Annotated in this window: 16 protein-coding genes; 12 read left to right on the top strand and 4 right to left on the bottom strand. The window is 53.1% G+C overall.

Annotated elements, in window-relative coordinates:
- Nucleotides 1–555 (top strand): hypothetical protein (locus ACWA6V_RS04420; protein ID WP_449521365.1); only part of this gene is annotated, 555 nt, incomplete at its 5' end.
- 38 nt (nucleotides 556–593) lie between these two features.
- On the opposite strand, the gene ACWA6V_RS04415 is transcribed toward ACWA6V_RS04420, so the two are convergent.
- The 3 genes from ACWA6V_RS04415 to ACWA6V_RS04405 form a co-directional block, all read right to left on the bottom strand.
- Complete coding sequence (locus ACWA6V_RS04415) at nucleotides 594–1,769, bottom strand: glycoside hydrolase family 88/105 protein (RefSeq protein WP_449521364.1); 1,176 nt, start codon at nucleotides 1,767–1,769, stop codon at nucleotides 594–596.
- A gap of 241 nt (nucleotides 1,770–2,010) precedes the next feature.
- Entirely contained in the window at nucleotides 2,011–3,480 is a 1,470-nt protein-coding gene (locus ACWA6V_RS04410; RefSeq protein WP_449521363.1) for a M12 family metallo-peptidase, read from the bottom strand.
- Between the two features lie 163 nt (nucleotides 3,481–3,643).
- On the bottom strand, nucleotides 3,644–4,357 hold the full coding sequence (locus tag ACWA6V_RS04405) for a hypothetical protein (RefSeq protein ID WP_449521362.1): 714 nt from the start codon (nucleotides 4,355–4,357) through the stop codon (nucleotides 3,644–3,646).
- Nucleotides 4,358–4,731: 374 nt separating this feature from the next.
- Here ACWA6V_RS04405 and ACWA6V_RS04400 point away from each other — a divergent pair, with 374 nt between their 5' ends.
- The gene (locus ACWA6V_RS04400; RefSeq protein ID WP_449521361.1) at nucleotides 4,732–5,106 is read left to right on the top strand and encodes a collagen-like protein; all 375 of its coding nucleotides are present in this window, start codon (nucleotides 4,732–4,734) and stop codon (nucleotides 5,104–5,106) included.
- Between the two features lie 126 nt (nucleotides 5,107–5,232).
- Here the strand turns inward: ACWA6V_RS04400 and glyA are convergent, their stop codons facing one another.
- Nucleotides 5,233–6,498: a serine hydroxymethyltransferase gene (gene glyA / locus ACWA6V_RS04395; protein WP_449521360.1), complete on the bottom strand. Its 1,266-nt coding sequence runs from the start codon at nucleotides 6,496–6,498 to the stop codon at nucleotides 5,233–5,235.
- 482 nt (nucleotides 6,499–6,980) lie between these two features.
- Between glyA and ACWA6V_RS04390 the strand changes: the two genes are divergently transcribed.
- The 10 genes from ACWA6V_RS04390 to ACWA6V_RS04345 all read left to right on the top strand — a co-directional run.
- A complete protein-coding gene (locus ACWA6V_RS04390; RefSeq protein ID WP_449521359.1) occupies nucleotides 6,981–7,760 on the top strand; it encodes a polysaccharide biosynthesis/export family protein in 780 nt (259 codons plus the stop codon).
- Nucleotides 7,761–7,772: 12 nt separating this feature from the next.
- Entirely contained in the window at nucleotides 7,773–9,191 is a 1,419-nt protein-coding gene (locus ACWA6V_RS04385) for a Wzz/FepE/Etk N-terminal domain-containing protein (protein ID WP_449521358.1), read from the top strand.
- A complete protein-coding gene (locus tag ACWA6V_RS04380) occupies nucleotides 9,188–10,120 on the top strand; it encodes a chain-length determining protein (RefSeq protein WP_449521357.1) in 933 nt (310 codons plus the stop codon). The genes ACWA6V_RS04385 and ACWA6V_RS04380 overlap by 4 nt, the downstream gene beginning before the upstream one ends.
- Nucleotides 10,121–10,131: 11 nt before the next feature.
- A complete protein-coding gene (locus ACWA6V_RS04375) occupies nucleotides 10,132–11,427 on the top strand; it encodes a polysaccharide biosynthesis protein GumE (protein ID WP_449521356.1) in 1,296 nt (431 codons plus the stop codon).
- Complete coding sequence (locus tag ACWA6V_RS04370; RefSeq protein ID WP_449521355.1) at nucleotides 11,424–12,554, top strand: glycosyltransferase family 4 protein; 1,131 nt, start codon at nucleotides 11,424–11,426, stop codon at nucleotides 12,552–12,554. Before ACWA6V_RS04375 ends, ACWA6V_RS04370 begins: the two co-directional genes overlap by 4 nt.
- Nucleotides 12,551–13,597, top strand: coding sequence for a glycoside hydrolase family 5 protein (locus ACWA6V_RS04365; protein ID WP_449521354.1), 1,047 nt, complete (start codon nucleotides 12,551–12,553; stop codon nucleotides 13,595–13,597). The genes ACWA6V_RS04370 and ACWA6V_RS04365 overlap by 4 nt, the downstream gene beginning before the upstream one ends.
- Before the next feature lie 64 nt (nucleotides 13,598–13,661).
- Complete coding sequence (locus tag ACWA6V_RS04360) at nucleotides 13,662–14,843, top strand: GumK N-terminal domain-containing glycosyltransferase (RefSeq protein ID WP_449521353.1); 1,182 nt, start codon at nucleotides 13,662–13,664, stop codon at nucleotides 14,841–14,843.
- A complete protein-coding gene (locus tag ACWA6V_RS04355) occupies nucleotides 14,840–15,607 on the top strand; it encodes a WecB/TagA/CpsF family glycosyltransferase (protein WP_449521352.1) in 768 nt (255 codons plus the stop codon). Before ACWA6V_RS04360 ends, ACWA6V_RS04355 begins: the two co-directional genes overlap by 4 nt.
- A gap of 5 nt (nucleotides 15,608–15,612) precedes the next feature.
- Nucleotides 15,613–16,689, top strand: coding sequence for a glycosyltransferase family 4 protein (locus tag ACWA6V_RS04350; RefSeq protein ID WP_449521351.1), 1,077 nt, complete (start codon nucleotides 15,613–15,615; stop codon nucleotides 16,687–16,689).
- A gap of 64 nt (nucleotides 16,690–16,753) precedes the next feature.
- Nucleotides 16,754–17,427, top strand: a 674-nt coding sequence (locus ACWA6V_RS04345) for an oligosaccharide flippase family protein (RefSeq protein ID WP_449521350.1), incomplete at its 3' end; no start/stop codon positions are given.

Genomic DNA, 17,427 nt, shown 5'->3' with positions numbered 1-17,427 from the left:
CCCCGCTGCGGTAAAACCCGCAGTCGGGCCTCGTACTCCCGCACAAAACCAAAACCGGCGCAAAGAGTTTCTTTGCGTCCTGCTACAGCTTTGCCTGTTGTTATGGCGGCTGGGCGGGGCTACCTTCGGGTAGGCCGGTGTTGGTTTTGGGCCGGTAGTACGAACCCTGTCCAGTCCGCCTCCACGATTTCGTACTTCGTGGTGGCGGTTTCTAACCAAAACCGTGAGATTTTTATTATGGATAATACGATTTCCCCTCCCCCGTTCCCCACGTCTGTTGTTATTAAACTCGATCAACTCCAATACACGTTTTTTAAAAAATCCCGCCTTGAGATTCATTCGCCTACTGGCCAAGTGCTCACTGTAATTAGCAAGCCGTTACCCAGCAGAACAGATGAGGATGCGGTTTACCAATTGTGGGCACAGGCGTGTTTGTTGGAGGTATTGTTTGATGAGATTAATGAGCGAATTACATTACCGCAGCGGGCGATCAATTCTATTTCGTATGTGATGGACAGGATTGATGGACACCTTAGGAGGCAGACGTCCAAATAAAAAAGGCGGCTGTTGCCGCCTTCCGTTTTTCTTTCATTTTATAATTTGCTTACTTCAGACGCAGCCAACAAGAGCGCACCTACACCATAAAGCTGGGTATCCTCCGGCAATATTTTTTCTGGCGATGCACCCACCTGCTGAACCCAACCGAGCTTGCCTGTTTTATCGACCGCGCTGGCAAGCCCGTTCCAGCCAGCATTTACTGCCGGTAAATATTCTGCTTTTGATAACAAGCCATTGTTGATTCCCCACGCGAGACCGAAAGTCATAAAACCGGTGCCGCTGGTTTCTGGTACATTGAATTCGTCTTTATCCAGGAGTGAAGACGGCCAGAAACCGTTAGGTTGTTGGAGTTTGAGCAAACTTGCGGCCATGGTTTTAAATAAGTTTTCGTATTTTTGTTTGCGCGGATCATTTGCAGGAATTTGCTCGATCAGGAGCGGCAAGCCTGCAAACACCCAGCCGTTACCACGGCTCCAGAAAATTTTCTTATCGTTTTTACTGCGACGCTCAAAAAAGCGGCCATCGCGATAAAACAGGTGTTCGTTTTTATCAAACAAATAGTCAATCGTTGCTTGGTATTCTTCATCCACATAATTTAGATACGCAGGATTGCCGGTTAATTTCCCTACCGCTGCCCACACGGGTGGTGCCATGAATAAGGCATCGCACCAACACCAGCGATGTTGGCATGTTGCTTCGCCCTGGCCTGTTGGATCGGAGTTGTATTCCAGACTGTGAGTTTTGCGGTTTGCCAAAATTTTTTTAAACACTTTTTGTGTGGGTGCGATCAGGCTGAGATCATTTTTGCGTGCGGCGACTGCGGCGTAGGTGAAACCAATTACCTGGTCATCGGCGTGCCAGCTTTTGTCGCCGAGCTTCCATTTATTGGCTTTGCCTTTTGCAACCAAGGCTTGTAGATAATCTGCATTCTGGCTGTGCTCTGCCCAGCGATTTAATCCTACAAAAAATGCGCCTTGAATCCAGCCATGCGGGTTTTCAGTGTGGTCGCGAAAGGTGCGCACATAATCAAAATTTTCCATATGCGCCAATTGCCAATCTGCAGCGCGGTTGGCAACGTCGGCAACGGCTTGTGGTGCAGGGATTGTTGCTGCAGGCTTGTGTGCACAGCCACTGATTAGCAACAGACCCAATAACATTGTGCAAACAGAAACAAGGGGTGAGCGAAGGTAATGCAATAAAAAATGGTTCATCCAGATAACTCCTGTGTAAAAGTCCAGGGAATTTATTGCTATGTCAGGTCTGCTATGTGTAATTCAGTTGTGATCACTGATTATGGTTGTGCAGGATCTTAGGCCAGGTGTTGGTTAAATAGAAGGGCTTTACGGAGTTTTACCTTTCTGCAAAAACAAAAAACCCGGCCGAAGCCGGGGTGAAGACAGACCACTAAAACAACGAACAAAAATCAGGTGGTGTGCGATAAACGCAGAAGAACTACACCGTACATTTACAGGCTTTCAACGCGGCCTTGTACTCGATTTCCAAGGTTTTTAACGTCGCTAATGCGCTGGTCACTGTTGCAGTCAGCCCGGCAGTTTTAGCTTTTTCCGCTGTAGTTGCAGCAACAGCGGCATTGTAAGCATTGGTCGCTGCATTGGCCGCTGTTGTAGCAGGAGCTATTTGCTGAAATGCAGTATTGGCTGCAGTCACTGCAGTGCTGATTTGCGCAACCAATGCATTGTACTTAGTTACCAAATTGTTATAAGCGGTTAATTTAGATCCTTTGGCCGAAGCAGTAGCAGAATTGTAAGCAGCGAATGCCGTATTTAGTTGAGTTACCATTGGATTCACTTTTGCAACCAATCCATTATAAGTAGCAACCGCCTTTTCATAATTTTTGGTAGCAGTGGTAAGATTTTTGGTAGCTGTAGTCAGCGTTGTTTTTGCCGCTTTCTCTACTGCAGTTTTTGCACTGATCGCCACTTTGTTTGCGCTTACCGCAGCCACTGCTGCAGAGTGCGCTGTGCGTGCTGCTTCCACCCGGGTTTTTAATGTCGCTGCGTCAACACTGCTAACACTGCTTGCCGAGCTGGAAGATCTGCTGGATGACAAGGCCACGCTGGAACTCGAATTGAGTGAAAAAGATGCAGCGCTGGATACCGAAGCGCCCGCATAATAACTGGCGATTTGTGGTGCAGTAATGCTCAAGGCGTGGCGAGCATCTGCCCCACTGGTGGTATTGGTACGAACCACGCCACAGGGTAAATTGTTTTTGCAAATAATGTCGGGATTGGAAAATTTGTACACTTTGCCAGTCCAGTAATCCACATTAAATTCATTTTGGTAGGCCATGATGGTAGTAAAGCTATTAACTACGCCGTGCCCCAATGCATAGTGCAACACGCCACCCACACCATCTTGTTTGCGTGAATGTTTTAAACCCATGTTGTGACCCAGCTCATGGGCAGTCACATAATCCCCACAAGAATTAATGGCGACATGAGCAAACATATAGGCTTTGTGACCAGCACTCATTGCACCGTTGCTGCCACCTATCCACGCGATGCCACAACTGCCGTGTGAATTCATATAGGGACGATACAAAATAACCATGTCCGCTTTAGCCTGTTCGCGCGCAGCGGCAACACCACTAAATGCTGTATGTTGATTGAAAGTAATGTTGTTCAACGCTGTTTCAGCGTTGTTGTCATCGGTGTAATCTACCTGCAAGGTTTGGGCAACACGAATTTCCAGATCCACGCCGCTGTCGGCATAAATTTGATTGGTGACCTGAAAAATTTGATTGATGCGAGTGGTTGGATCACCACCGTATAAATTGGCAGTGCCTTTGGTATACACAACAAGAACATCGATTACGGTGGAGGCGGCAAGCGCAGGAAAAGCGGCGGCTGACAATAATGTAATAGCAGAAGCACGGATAAAATTTTGAATAAAATTTTTCATAGAATTCTCTCGATTGACTTTACTTAAAACCTTCCATGATTGACAAATTCAGATATAAACCGAAATTTGCGCGTATCCATTAAAGCTCAACGTGTTACTTTATTAACTGTGCATAACGACTCCATCTGATTTCAAATAATGAAAAATGTGTTTAAAAAAAGCATCAGTGATCGTGCGGTATTTCAATAAAGTCATTGGCGCCCGGACGGGATAATTCAAGTTCGGATGGATTTTTGTAGATCCAGCCACTGCCATTAACAGATTCCAATGTGTAACTGCCTTTGGGTGTTGTCACTGTGGCAAAGACCGAGTTGCCACCATAGGTCATCACAACCGGATACTCATCGCCATGGCCATCCAGATGTCCGCGCCAGCTGTAATCACCATTAGGATTCGTATTGCCAGATTCCACATTCACTTGCAATCTCTCTCCGCCCGGCAATATCACACTCGTTTGCTGGCCCGCTTCCGGATAGGACGGATTTTCCATATCGACCGATACCGGTTCATACACCGAAACCCCACTTGGCAGCGGCATTGCCGGGGTAGCAGCGGTTGCATCTGCCGCGCGCCAGGCGTCGGGCACTATTGCGATAGTTTCATTCGCCTTTGCCAGCTCAACCGGTGGGACTGGCTTGGCTGCGGCCGAATTCAACGCCTGCTGTGCGCGCGCCAGTTCGCTATTCGCTTTGGCTAACACCGGATTGACAGCAGGATCAGTAGTCAACGGCGACTGCTCATCGAGTGCCAGTTGTAAGCGCTGGTCTGGTTGTAACAAGGTTTCTTCCCGGGTGATTTGATAGGCCAAAGCGATAATCAAAATGGCGCTCACTGCCAGATAAAATCGCTTGATATTGACCGAGGAAGGAAGCGCCATTGAATGGAACCAGATTGCTATAAAAGTTGATTAAAAATAAGCCAATACGGCCAAAAAATCGAGTTTTTATTACCCTTTGAAAAAAATAATCTAATTTGTGAAAAGAGTGATAATTAAAGTAATTAAAAATGGAAGTATGGTTATGAAAGAGAGAATTTTTAGATGTTGTAATCGGTGCCACTATCCGATCGCGAGAAAGCTTGGCGACATAAGACCTTCCGTTTTCTCTTTGTTCGCTGGCGCACCGCACTATTCAACCCCAGTGTTTATGCTGCGCCCAAATTAAACGAATGTTGTTTACTTCCCAGCGCTGTCCACCAGGTTCTTTTGCCTTGAAAACTGCGGTTACATCTAACTCATTAAATAGGCATCCTATGAAACATCCCCTTCTTTTATTAACGCTTATTGGCTCCATTGGCCTTGCTGCGTGCGAACGCCAAACAGACACTGTTGTACTCACAGTTCCCGGCCCGGCCGGCGAAAAAGGGGCTACCGGCAATACGGGCAATAGAGGTGCAACTGGCGTTGAAGGTGTACAAGGAGCGACCGGTAATACGGGAAACACTGGCAATACCGGCGACACTGGCGCAACGGGTGATGTCGGTGCAACTGGAGATACCGGCGCGACCGGAAATACTGGTAATACCGGCAATACTGGTGATACTGGTGCAACCGGAGATACGGGGGCAACGGGTGATACTGGCGAAACTGGTTCAACGGGCGACACTGTAATTGTGGTACCCAATTAATCGAATACGCTATTTATGCTGAAGTAAGGATTATCACCAGAAACAAAAAGGCAGCCACATGGGCTGCCTTTTTGTTATCTAAAAAATACCCCGAAGTCACACATTGGGGATTTACTTAGTGGTTTATTACTCTGCGTAAACAGGGAACTTCTTGCACAGATCAGACACTTTCGCTTTAACACTAGCAATAACCGCATCGGCGTTACCTGCTTCCAGCGCATCAAAAATGTCGCAGATCCAATTGGTCAACTGCACACATTCTGCTTCTTTGAAGCCACGAGTGGTAACCGCAGGAGTACCTACGCGGATACCAGAGGTCACAAAGGGTGAACGAGGGTCGTTAGGTACAGCGTTTTTGTTCACGGTGATGTGTGCTTTGCCCAAGGCTTCATCAGCATCTTTACCGCTATAGGATTTACCAATCAGATCAACCAGCATCAGATGGTTTTCAGTACCGCCAGACACAATTTTGATTCCGCGCGATAAGAAAGTCGCGGCCATCGCCTTGGCATTCACCACTACTTGCTTTTGGTAAGCCTTGTATTCAGGGGTCATGGCTTCTTTGAAGCTGACGGCTTTAGCGGCGATCACGTGCATCAAAGGACCACCTTGGCCGCCGGGGAATACTGCTGAGTTGAGTTTTTTCTCAATCTCTTCGTTGGCTTTGGCAAGGATGATACCGCCGCGTGGACCGCGCAGGGTTTTGTGGGTGGTAGAGGTAGTGACGTCAGCAATTTGCACCGGGTTAGGGTAAACACCTGCGGCAACCAAACCGGCAACGTGTGCCATATCAACGAATAAATAAGCACCTACTTTATCGGCGATATCGCGGAAACGCTGCCAATCCAATACTTGTGAGTAGGCTGAAAAACCGGCAACGATCATTTTGGGTTTGTGCTCAAGCGCCAAACGCTCAACTTCATCGTAATCGACCAAACCGGTCTCGGGATTTAGACCGTATTGCACAGCATTGTAAATTTTACCAGAGAAGTTCACTTTGGCACCGTGAGTCAGGTGGCCGCCGTGTGCCAGGCTCATGCCCAGAACCGTATCACCTGGTGCGCAGAGTGCAGCGTAAACGGCGTTGTTCGCTTGTGAGCCAGAGTGTGGTTGAACGTTGGCATAATCGGCGCCAAACAACTCTTTCGCGCGCGAAATCGCCAAGGCCTCAGTGACATCTACATATTCACAACCACCATAGTAACGCTTACCCGGATAGCCTTCGGCGTACTTGTTGGTCAGCTTGGTGCCTTGGGCTGCTATCACCATAGGGCTGGTGTAGTTTTCCGAGGCAATCAACTCGATATGCTCTTCCTGGCGCTTGCCTTCATTCTGGATGGAAGCCCAGATTTCGGGGTCAAAAGAAGCAATAGTTTGGTTTTTATCAAACATAGATAAGTCCTGAGTTGACCTGCGGGCCAAAAAAGCTGGCCGAGGGTATGGATGGGAAGGAGGGAAATTTAGGCGCGCATTGTACACCAGGCGCCCAAAAAGCTGCCACGCAAAAAACTCATGCAATGTAGCAATTACATTCATGACGACGTTCGCTGTCTGAATACTCCTTAAACTCAGACCATTGAAGACTACCAAAGCACCAAAAAGGGGCATCATTCAATAATTGATAGGGTTTTCCTCCGATTTCCAACCCTATTTTCACGTCAAATCCCGCCCGGAACCTGCGCTACAGCGCATTTTCACTTTTTTTTAGCGCCATTCCGCCGGATAGGCCTCGCTTTTGCAGAGCTCAACCTGATGACTATTCACACATCGGCTCGCGGGTTCACCCCGAACCGGTTCCGGCTTTTTAAGGACAGCATATGGTTTTCCAGTGGTACGGGCAGTGCTACCGACAATTTAACCGATGGGCGCTAGGCATGGTGATGCTCGGGGCGCTGGTGCAAGCGCAAGCGCAAACGGCCAGTAACGCGAGCTATCTGATTGGCGCCGGCGATGAACTTCGTATCAGCGTGTACGGGCAGCCGGAGTTGACCGCTGAAACCCAGGTCAGCGCTGATGGCATGGTGATGGTACCGCTACTTGGCAATCTACCCATTGCGGGCAAAACCAGCGCCACGGCCGCTACCCTGATCGCTAATCGCTACGAGCAAGACAACGTTCTTAAAAATGCCCAGGTAAATCTGCTGGTAACCAAATACCGCAGCCAGGTAGTAGCCATCCTCGGCAAGGTCAACAACCCCGGCAAGCTGGTATTGGAAGGCCCAACCAGCCTGACCCAAGCGCTGGCCTGGGCGGGCGGCATAGCTGCCAACGGCAGTGAGCGGCTGGTGTTAATGCGCACGGCGCCGGATGGCCGTCAGGAACGAACGGAATACGATTTACAGCAACTGCTGAATCAGGCAGCCGAGCCATCACCAACGGTGTGGCTCAAGCATGGCGATACGCTTTATGTGCCCAATGCCGGGCGTTTTTATTTGAATGGCGAAGTTCACACCCCGGGCATGTACAGTCTCGACCGTCCACTCAATGTGCGCCAGGCACTTAGCGCTGGTGGTGGTCCAACAGCGCGCGCCAGCGATAGCAGTGTGAAAGTGTTCCGCCAGCGAGCAGATGGATCGGTTCAGGAGTTACGCGCCAAGCCCGATGACCGGGTGTTGGATGGCGATGTCCTGGTGATTAAGGAAAGCCTCTTTTAACGGGAGCAATATATGAACCCTACTACTCTGATCGGTATTTTGCGCGCGCGGCGATGGGCAATTATCATCACCTGCATTGCAGCTCTGGCTGCTGCCCTACTGCTGATTCTGCTCACCCCCAAATCCTATACCGCCGCGACCGACCTGCTAATTGACAGCCGGGGGCTCGATCCTATTAGTGGCCAAGCCCAACCCGGGCGTATCACTGGTGGCTATTTGGCAACACAGACCGATATCATCCGCAGCCGTAATGTAGCAATTAAAGTCATCACCGAGCTGGGACTAACCAGCCACCCGGCGATGCTAAACGCCGTCAAACTCACAGGCGATGCCACCCGCGACCAGCGTGTTGTACTTAGCTTTCTCGCACAGGGACTGGGCGTCACCCCCAAGCGCGATAGCAGTGTTTTGACCATTAGCTTCAAGGCTCAGGATCCGGCGCTGGCTGCACAGATCGCCAATGCCTTTGCTCAGGCTTATATGATCACCAATCTGGAGCTGCGCATTGAGCCAGCCAAACAGACTAGCCAGTGGTACAACCAACAGTTGACCGGGCTGCGCAATGAGTTGATCGAAAAGCAAAACCTGCTCTCCACCTATCAGGAGGAGCACAATATCCTCGCCTCTTCCGATCGACTGGATCTGGAGTCCGCCAAGCTGGCTGATTTGTCGTCCATGCTGATTGCAGTGCAAAACGAGCGTTTGAACTCCCAAAGCCGCAGCGACCAGATTCCCAACACCGCGCCCAATCCCAAAAAAGGCCAGTTAGATACCCGCGGGTTGGATAACCCACAAGTGCAAAATCTGGCAGCTACTTTGGCGCAAGCACAAGCGCGCTTGATTGAAGTGGCGCGCCAGGTAGGGGAAAACCACCCACAATACAAACAGGCACTGGGTGAAGTAGACACGCTGAAAAAACAAATGGATCTCATGCTGGAGCTTATCAGCGGCAGCTTGCAGTCTTCGGTGGAATTATCACAAGCGCGTGAAGAGCAGCTCAAGATTGAGTTAACACGGCAGAAAGATTTGGTGTTACAGCTCAGCCGCAACCGCAATGAAGTCGCGCTGCTGAAACAGGAGGCGGATAATGCCCAGGCGGCCTATGATGCAGCACTGGCGCGCAGCGCTCAGTCGCGCCTTGAGAGCCAGATCGCCACTACCGATGTTGCGGTACTCAATAGCGCAACACCTCCGGCGCGCCCAACCTCCCCCAAACCAGCCATAACGCTGGTATTGGCGTGCGTGGCGGGGCTGTTGTTGGGCATTGCAATTGCGCTGGGCTGGGAATGGTTTGATCCAAGAATCCGCCATCCACTTGACCTTGAACAAGGGTTGGGACTGGTGCTGCTCGCTCACATCCCTGCAATCTATAAACCTGCAACCTACCACCCCCGCAGAGGCTCTGCTGGACTGAAGGAGGCCAAGATATGAATGATCTCACAGCACAGCTCCTCAATGGTGATGGCCGGCTTGCCCATGCCTTGCACTCCAGCAATATCCCCGCCAGTGCCAATCAATGTTCCACTCAAATGGGCCCTATGCTGGTGGCGGCAGGTAAGCTCGGCCAGAAGGACCTATCGCTAATTCTCGCCCTGCAAAAGCGGGAAGGGCTACGTTTTGGCGAGGCAGCATTAAAACTGGGGCTGGTGCAGATAGAGGACATCAACGCCATACTCGCCGAGCAATTTGCCTATACACAAACTCCTGCGCAGTCGAGCCAGCTCGACCATCGCCTGAGCGCCCTGTTCCAACCCGATAGCCTCCAGGCAGAAGCGCTGCGCAGTCTGCGCAGTGAGCTAATGCTGCGCTATTTCAACAACCAGTCGCAGCGTTCGCTGGCGCTGGTCAGTGCAGAAGATGCCGAAGGTTCGGCCCTGGCAGCAGCCGACCTTGCGATCTGCTTTGCGCAACTGGGCCTGCGCACCTTGCTGATCGATACCAACCTGCGTTCGCCCCAACTCGATCGCTTATTGCATCTGCCAGAGCATACACCCGGTCTGTCTGATTGGCTCGCCAGCCGCACGGCGGTAGCACCAACCAATATCGCGATGGTGCGCTCGCTGTGGGTGCTGCCCGCCGGCACACGCGCACCCAATCCCCAAGAACTGCTTTCAGGTAAACGTTATCAGGAGCGGCTGGCGGCATTGACACAGCAGTTTGATATAACCCTGATCAGCACTGCTCCCATGGATTCCAACCGCGATGCGCAGATAGTCGCTGCGCAGGCTGGCGCCGCTCTGCTATTCGCACGTCAACACCAGACCCGCTCCCAGGCGCTGGCAGCCATTTGCCAAAGGTTGCGTGACCTGGGTGTGCGCCTGCTGGGCGCTGCCATGCTCGGCCAGGTAAACCAGACGTAGGAGACGCTTGTATGAAAAATGGGCATCACCCTATTAATCCGCTCCCCTTGGCAACGCCTGCTGCCAACCAGGATCAGTGGTGGGTGACCGGGATACTGCTAGCGGCTGTGGTCTATCAGGCAGGGTTGTGCCTAATGAATACGTTTGGCCTGCGCACATCGGTCGCGGTTGTCGGTATGACAGAGGCATTGATAATGCTCGCCTGCCTGCCCATGTTAGTTCGCCGTCTGCGGCCCGGGCTCATAATTATCGGCCTCTTAGCTGTCGCTTACTTCTGCATGGCGGCCATCGCGAGTGGTCAACTCAATCCCAAAACCTTCCGCGACCTTGCCATTCCCCTGTGTTTTTTCTGGTTGGGTTGCAACCTCGGCCAGCCGGAGGCGGTGGATCGCGCACTAGTAAGTATTGTTTGGGTAGTGCTTGGTCTGGGGTTATTTGAGCTGCTGATGCTCGATACTTACACTCGTTTTTTCGATATTTTCAGCTACTACGTCAGCACCGGAAACCTGGCACCTGTTACGGATTATGTACGCGAGAGCAAACTGCAGCTCAACGGCACCCGCCCAGAGGGTATAGGACGCACTCTGTTGCCGGGTCTGCTGGGTAGCCACAGGGTGTCATCGGTATTTCTCGAGCCGGTATCCCTAGGTAACTTCGCCACTATTATCGCGGCCTGGGGGTTGAGCCGCGATCTGCGCGACTGGCGCAAAGGCCTGTTTTTTGTGAGCGCGGCTGTGGTGATGATCATCCTGTGCGACTCGCGTTTTGCGCTCATACTGTTTCCCTTAATGCTGATGGCACGGGTGCTTTTACACGGTGCGGCCCTCAATCTCGCCTTACTCGCTCCCTTCGTTACGATTGGGCTTGTCCTGCTGGTCGGGGTAAACACATCCGAATATGGCGACAACTTTATGGGCAGAATTGCCCTGAGTGGTTGGGCGTTGCTGGAATTTGATGTTGAGCTGTTGCTGGCCTTAACAACACCTCGCTTTTACGGCGACATGGGCTACGCCTACTTGATTGCCGGTTTTGGCCTACCGTTGTGCCTGTTACTTTGGTTTAGCATCTGGCTACAGCCTATGCCCGACGAACGCGGCCGCCGCTTTCGTGCGTTTATCGCACTATATATTTCACTCATTTTGGCCATCAGTGGGTCTTCGCTATTTGCCTTCAAAACCTCAGCGCTGCTCTGGTGCATGCTTGGTTGTCTCCTGCAAAACCCGGCGCGCTTGGCCACCCGCACATCAGTGGCGGGTTATTCCACTTCACTACCGCTGCCAGCTCCCAACTACCGAGGTAACCTATGACTATCAGTGTCACCCATGTAGTACGCCAATATTTACCCTCGATTGGCGGTATGGAGGAGGTGGTGCGCAATATTGCCCGGCACCAGTTGCGCCAGGGGCACAAGGCGACGCGAATAATTACCCTCGACCGCTTGTTCCGCAATACTGACGAGCTGCTGCCAGCGCGCGAGTTGATTGATGGTATCGAGGTTATCCGTCTGCCCTATCGCGGCTCCAGCCGCTACCCGCTCTGTCCGACGGTGCTTAACTATCTGCAGGATACCGATCTGGTGCATGTACACGGAGTAGATTTTTTTTACGATTTCCTCGCCGCCACTCAATGGTTGCACCGGCGCCCGCTGCTGCTGTCCACCCACGGCGGTTTCTTCCACACCCGTTTTGCCTCGCGCGCCAAACTGGCCTACTTCAACACCGTCACCCGCCTGTCCGCCAACGCCTACAGCCAAGTAGTTGCCACCAGCGCCAACGACGGCCAGCTGTTTGGCCAAATCATGGCGCAGGACAAATTGCAGGTAATTGAAAACGGGGTAGATATTGAAAAGTATGCCAACCAGAGTGCGCCAGCGTTACAGCCGAGCCTGATCTACTTTGGTCGATGGTCGATTAACAAAGGGCTACTACCCGCGTTGGAGCTGTTTGCCGCCCTGCATCGCCAGCATCCCGAATGGCGTTTCACTATCGCCGGACGCGAGTACGACCACACGGCAGCCGAGTTGCAACAGAAAATCGACAGCTTGGGGCTACAGGGCGCAGTGCGATTGGCACCCAACCCAAGCGATGAGGAAATCCGCCAGTTGATCCAGCAGTCGAGCTACTTCCTGTGCCTATCCCGCCACGAGGGATTTGGGATCGCCCCGATTGAAGCCATGAGCGCCGGCTTAACCCCCATCTTGAGTGATATCCCTCCCTTCCGCCGCCTGGTGGATGAATCCGGGTTGGGCTGCCTCACCGAGTTGGACTCAGACCCTACGACCGGTATCAATATGCTCCTGCAGCTCTATGCCCAGGGTGATGCGGGTTATCAAGTGCGCCGTGCTGCAGCCATGGATTTTGCCCAACGCTATGCTTGGCCGCAGGTGGCTGACCGCTATCTGGCACTTTATGAACAGCTGGGGCGGCGGCCATGAACAGGTCCGGATGGATACTTCTGCTCGCCTTGCTGATGCCTTTCGGCACTTGGGCGGGTTGTTTGGACAACACCCGACTCACTGGCGTGAATCTGGCAGGAGCGGAGTTCAACAGCAAAAAACTTCCCGGTGTGATCGCCAAGGATTACATCTATCCGTCCAACCAGGAACTAGCCTTTGTTGCTGCTCAGGGCGCCACTATCATTCGCCTGCCGTTCCGCTGGGAGCGGCTGCAACCACGACTGGATCGCGCGTTTGATGCAGCTGAACTCAGGCGTCTACAAACCGTCATCACTCAGGCACAACTGCATGATTTGTGTGTATTACTGGATGTGCACAATTACGCCAAATACTATGGCGAACCGATCACCAGCGCCGCTCAACAGGATGCGTTTGTGCACCTCTGGGTTGATCTGGCCAGCACGTTGGGTAATCCGGAATACGTCGCCCTTGGGCTGATGAACGAACCTGCCTATATCCCGCTGGCCGACTGGGCAACACTGGCCAAACGTACCCTTGCCGAGCTGCGCGAGGCGGAGCTTAGCCATCTGGTGATGGTGGGTGGCGGTGGCTGGAACGGTTTGCACAGCTGGTTTAGTGAACAAGAGGGCATCTCCAACGCCAACGCCTTTGCCAAGCTCGAAGACCCACTCAAACGCACAGTCATCGAAGTGCATCAATACGCCGACCGGGACTATTCCGGTACCGCACAAGACTGCTATCCACCACTACATTTTGACCTACCTTTTGCACGCATCAGCCAGTGGGCGAGCGACAACGAACTGCAACTCTTTCTGGGTGAGTTTGGTGTGGCCGCCACCCAGCCCTGCTTAGAAACGCTGGCGCACTTCCTGCAACTCATGCGAGGGAATGAATGGATGGGTTGGAGCTATTGGGCCGGCGGCCGCTGGTGGGGAAATTACCCCTTTGCGCTGAATAGCAATCCACTCAACCCCTCGCCTCAATGGGCACCCCTGAAAGCCGCCTTTTACCGGGGAGGCGATCTAAGTCCGCCACTGCCCCCGGAAGATGCAACACATTAAATGCCCGGGCTCACCTGCCACCAATGAGCTACCTAAAGATCAACGTCACATTAAGGAGTGCATCATGAACCAGCCCGTAAACGCCCCGGCACTTGAGCCTACACCGGCCGACACGGCACCTGCTGCCTTAAAACCCGTTTTTTTGGTGCTCTCCGCCCACGACTACCGCTCCCCGCGCAGGGCGAATATCCATTTTATTACGCGTGAACTGGCCAAACTCGGTACCACCCGCTTCTTCTCGCTGCGCTACAGCAAGCTCTCGCGCTATACCCATGACCCGCGTCTGTCGCTCGACAACGAGGCCAACCAAATAGGTTTTTACTACGGTGTTGAGTGCTATCTGTGGAAGACGCTTTATCACCCCTTTAACACCCGCCGCCCTTGGCTGCGACCGTTAGAAAACCTGATGTACAGCCTGTACAGCCGCGGGCGCAACCCGGTGTTGCGCCGCTGGATCCGCGAGGCGGATGTGATTTTGCTGGAAAGCGGTGTGGCGCCGATCTTCTTCGACCTGATCAAGCAGCTGAACCCGTCGGCCAAAGTGCTCTACCGCGCCTCGGATGCGTTGGATACCATCAATGTCGCCGAGTATGTGAACCAGGCGTTTGCGCGCGCCGCACCGCAGATGGATGCCATTGCCCTGCCATCCAAGGCACTGGCCGAAGGCATCCCCAGCCGCCACAACCTGGCATTTGTACCCCACGGTATAGACCATGCCGTGGCGGAGCAGGCCGATCCATCTCCCTATGGTGAAGGTATCCATGCGGTGTCAGTTGGCTCAATGCTATTTGACCCCGAGTTTTTTGTACTCACCGCGCGCCGCTTTCCGCATATCCAGTTCCACATTATTGGCTGTGGGCAACCAGCACATCCGGATTACGGCCCCAATGTGCATCTCTACGGCGAGATGCCCTTTGCCCAAACCCTGCCCTATATCAAACACGCGCAGTTGGGTATCGCGCCCTATTCCAGTATCAATTTGCCGGTATACCTGCGCGATACGTCCATGAAGTTAATCCAATACGCCTTTTTTGGGGTACCGGCGATCTGCCCGCATTTTATCGCGGCCGATTACAGCAACCGCTTTGGCTATGATTTGGGGGATGCAGACTCCATCGCTGCGGCGATTGAGCGCGCACTTCACCCTGAGCAGCCACTACGTGTACAACCGGTACTCAACTGGGAGCAAGTAGCCGAGCGCATGCTCACACCCCGCGCTTTTGCCGATACGGAGTTGGTGGTATGAGCCAAGCGGACAAGTACCTCGCCCTCGGCGGTTTCAAGCTGCTGCGCACCACCGGCAATGAGCTTGAACAGGAATTGCAAGGTCATCTGGAGCAAGGTGAGCAGATGGCGTTGTTTTTCGCCAACACCAATTTCATTGTGCAATGTCAGGGGTTGCAGGAGCAGATGGCTCAGGGCACCTTGATCATCAATGACGGTATTGGGGTGGATATAGGCACTTGGCTGGTACACCGCACCCGCTTCCCGCAGAACCTCAATGGCACCGACTTTATCCCGGCGTTTTTGCACAGCATCCAGCAGCAGGCGCGGGTATATCTGTTTGGCGGTAAACCCGGTATCGCCCTGCGCGCCGCACAAAGCCTGCGCAACGAATTTGGCGTGAATGTGGTAGGCACCAGCGATGGTTATACGCAGGGGCAGGACACCCAAGCCTTGGTTAACCAAATCAACAACAGCGGTGCCAATGTGCTGCTGGTGGCTATGGGCAACCCATTGCAGGAGCGCTGGATATTGCAGCAGCGTGCTAATTTGCAGGTGAAATTATTGTTTGGAGTGGGCGCCCTGCTGGATTTCCTGGCCGGCGATAAACCGCGCGCGCCCGACTGGATCCGCCGCCTGCATCTGGAGTGGTTCTATCGCCTTTGCCTTGAACCCGCACGACTCGCCCGCCGCTACACCCTGGATATCGGCTTGTTCCTCGCCCTCTGTCTGCGCACAGGCAAGCGCACCGGCCAGTACACCAACAGTGGCTCCAGCAAAGGTTAATGGATATGCGTATTCTCGCCGCACCTGCGTTCAGCAATCAAAAGGTCAACCCCTACAACGCCCTGCTCTATCGCGAGCTGCAAAAACTGGGGGTCGGGGTGGGCGAATATCGCCATACCAAAGCCCTGCAGGAACCAACGGATCTGGTGCACTTTCACTGGCCGGACGGCTATATCAACCAACGGGGATTGGTAAAAACCTGGCAGCGCATATTGCTGCTGGCGCTAATGGTGTGCGCACTCAAACTCAAGGGCAGCAAACTGGTGTGGACAGTGCACAATACCGCACCCCACGACGCCATAAGGCCCAAGTTATCGCAATGGTTTATGGGCTGGTTTATCCGCCGCTGCGATGGTTTTATCTTTATGAGCGAGGCCAACAAGGCTGCGTTTTACCAGCGCTATCAACCGCCGGAAAACACCCGCTATGCAATAATCCCCCACGGCCACTACCGCAGCTGCTACCCACCGGCAATGGACCAAGTGGTTGCAAAACAGAAGCTGGCGCTGAACACCAAAAAGAAGGTGCTGCTGTTTGTGGGCATGATAAAGCCCTACAAAAATATCCCCGGATTGATGAAAGCGTTCGATGAAGCTCATCTTGGCGACTATCAATTGGTCATCGCTGGTACGCCCGACAGCGATGCCTTGCGCGCAGAGCTGGAGACACTCAAAGGTGCCAATACGCGCCTGTTTTTGCGTTTTATCCCCGACAGTGAGCTGAACGTTTATATGAGCGCGGCTGATGTAGTGATCCTGCCCTACAAAGCGATCCTCAACTCGGGTGCGTTGCTGCTGGCACTCTCGTACAACCGGCCGGTAATAGCACCGCATATGGGGGCGATTATCGACCTGCAAAAAAACCTCGGCCTGCAGTGGATTTACGGTTACGCCGGGGAGCTGACCCCGAGCTGCCTGCAACATGCGCTGGTCGCGCTGGAGCACAGCACCCGCCCGCCCATCTGCCCGCTCGACACCTACAATTGGGATAAACTCGCCGCCAGCACCCTGGATTTTTATCGCCAACTCACCGCGCCGCCAACTGACACAGCGGAAATACCGGAGACTGGCAAGTCACGCTAATTGCCCGGCGCACAGCCAATCGCCCCTGATCAATCGCCCTAATCGCCACCGACCTAAGTAGCCCATGAGCCTGAAAAAAAGTTTTGGCAAAAGCACCCTCTGGATGAGCGCCGCGGCAAGCGGCAACAGCCTGATCAGCTTTGTGATTTTTATTATCCTCTCGCGCCTGCTGGCGCCCGAAGAAATCGGCTTGGTGGCATTTGCGCTGATTGTGGTGGAGTTAGGCAAGATCCTTGTGAATGCCGGGCTGCCACAAGCAATAGTGCGCTATCCCGAGTGGGATGAACGCTATGCCGCCACCTGTTTTTACCTCAACCTGCTGTTGGCCGCGCTGGTGACACTGCTGGTGTTTTTTGTCGCCGCACCAGTGATCGCCTACTACTACGACGCGCGTGCAGAACTGCTCGTGCAAGTCCTATCGATTGTGTTTTTACTGGAAGGCGTAAAGGCCGTGCACGAGGGGAAGCTCAAACGCGAATTTAATTTTCGCGCTATTGCTTTACGCACTGTAGTCGGCAGCCTGCTCGCGGGTTTGGTCGGAGTGGTTCTGGCATTTCAGGGTTATGGGGTGTGGGCGCTGGTCTGGCAGCAATTGCTCAACCAACTGGTCGTGACGCTGGTGACCTTGAAGAGTGCCCGCTGGCTGCCCGGCTTGCAATTTTCGCTCGCCCACGCGCGTGCACTTCTGGCCTTTTCCACACCGCTGACGCTGGCGCAGATAATCAGCAACTTCGCCTC

The sequence above is a fragment of the Cellvibrio sp. genome (assembly GCF_053579595.1).
Note: the sequence above shows the minus strand (reverse complement) of the source record. Positions and strands in the feature narration are given on the sequence as shown.

What these genes read in the sequence shown, in the direction of transcription:
- ACWA6V_RS04415 (WP_449521364.1), bottom strand. Translation starts at nt 1,769, where the DNA reads ATGAACCATTTTTTATTGCATTACCTTCGCTCACCCCTTGTTTCTGTT.
- ACWA6V_RS04410 (WP_449521363.1), bottom strand. Translation starts at nt 3,480, where the DNA reads ATGAAAAATTTTATTCAAAATTTTATCCGTGCTTCTGCTATTACATTA.
- ACWA6V_RS04405 (WP_449521362.1), bottom strand. Translation starts at nt 4,357, where the DNA reads ATGGCGCTTCCTTCCTCGGTCAATATCAAGCGATTTTATCTGGCAGTG.
- ACWA6V_RS04400 (WP_449521361.1), top strand. Translation starts at nt 4,732, where the DNA reads ATGAAACATCCCCTTCTTTTATTAACGCTTATTGGCTCCATTGGCCTT.
- glyA (WP_449521360.1), bottom strand. Translation starts at nt 6,498, where the DNA reads ATGTTTGATAAAAACCAAACTATTGCTTCTTTTGACCCCGAAATCTGG.
- ACWA6V_RS04390 (WP_449521359.1), top strand. Translation starts at nt 6,981, where the DNA reads ATGGTGATGCTCGGGGCGCTGGTGCAAGCGCAAGCGCAAACGGCCAGT.
- ACWA6V_RS04385 (WP_449521358.1), top strand. Translation starts at nt 7,773, where the DNA reads ATGAACCCTACTACTCTGATCGGTATTTTGCGCGCGCGGCGATGGGCA.
- ACWA6V_RS04380 (WP_449521357.1), top strand. Translation starts at nt 9,188, where the DNA reads ATGAATGATCTCACAGCACAGCTCCTCAATGGTGATGGCCGGCTTGCC.
- ACWA6V_RS04375 (WP_449521356.1), top strand. Translation starts at nt 10,132, where the DNA reads ATGAAAAATGGGCATCACCCTATTAATCCGCTCCCCTTGGCAACGCCT.
- ACWA6V_RS04370 (WP_449521355.1), top strand. Translation starts at nt 11,424, where the DNA reads ATGACTATCAGTGTCACCCATGTAGTACGCCAATATTTACCCTCGATT.
- ACWA6V_RS04365 (WP_449521354.1), top strand. Translation starts at nt 12,551, where the DNA reads ATGAACAGGTCCGGATGGATACTTCTGCTCGCCTTGCTGATGCCTTTC.
- ACWA6V_RS04360 (WP_449521353.1), top strand. Translation starts at nt 13,662, where the DNA reads ATGAACCAGCCCGTAAACGCCCCGGCACTTGAGCCTACACCGGCCGAC.
- ACWA6V_RS04355 (WP_449521352.1), top strand. Translation starts at nt 14,840, where the DNA reads ATGAGCCAAGCGGACAAGTACCTCGCCCTCGGCGGTTTCAAGCTGCTG.
- ACWA6V_RS04350 (WP_449521351.1), top strand. Translation starts at nt 15,613, where the DNA reads ATGCGTATTCTCGCCGCACCTGCGTTCAGCAATCAAAAGGTCAACCCC.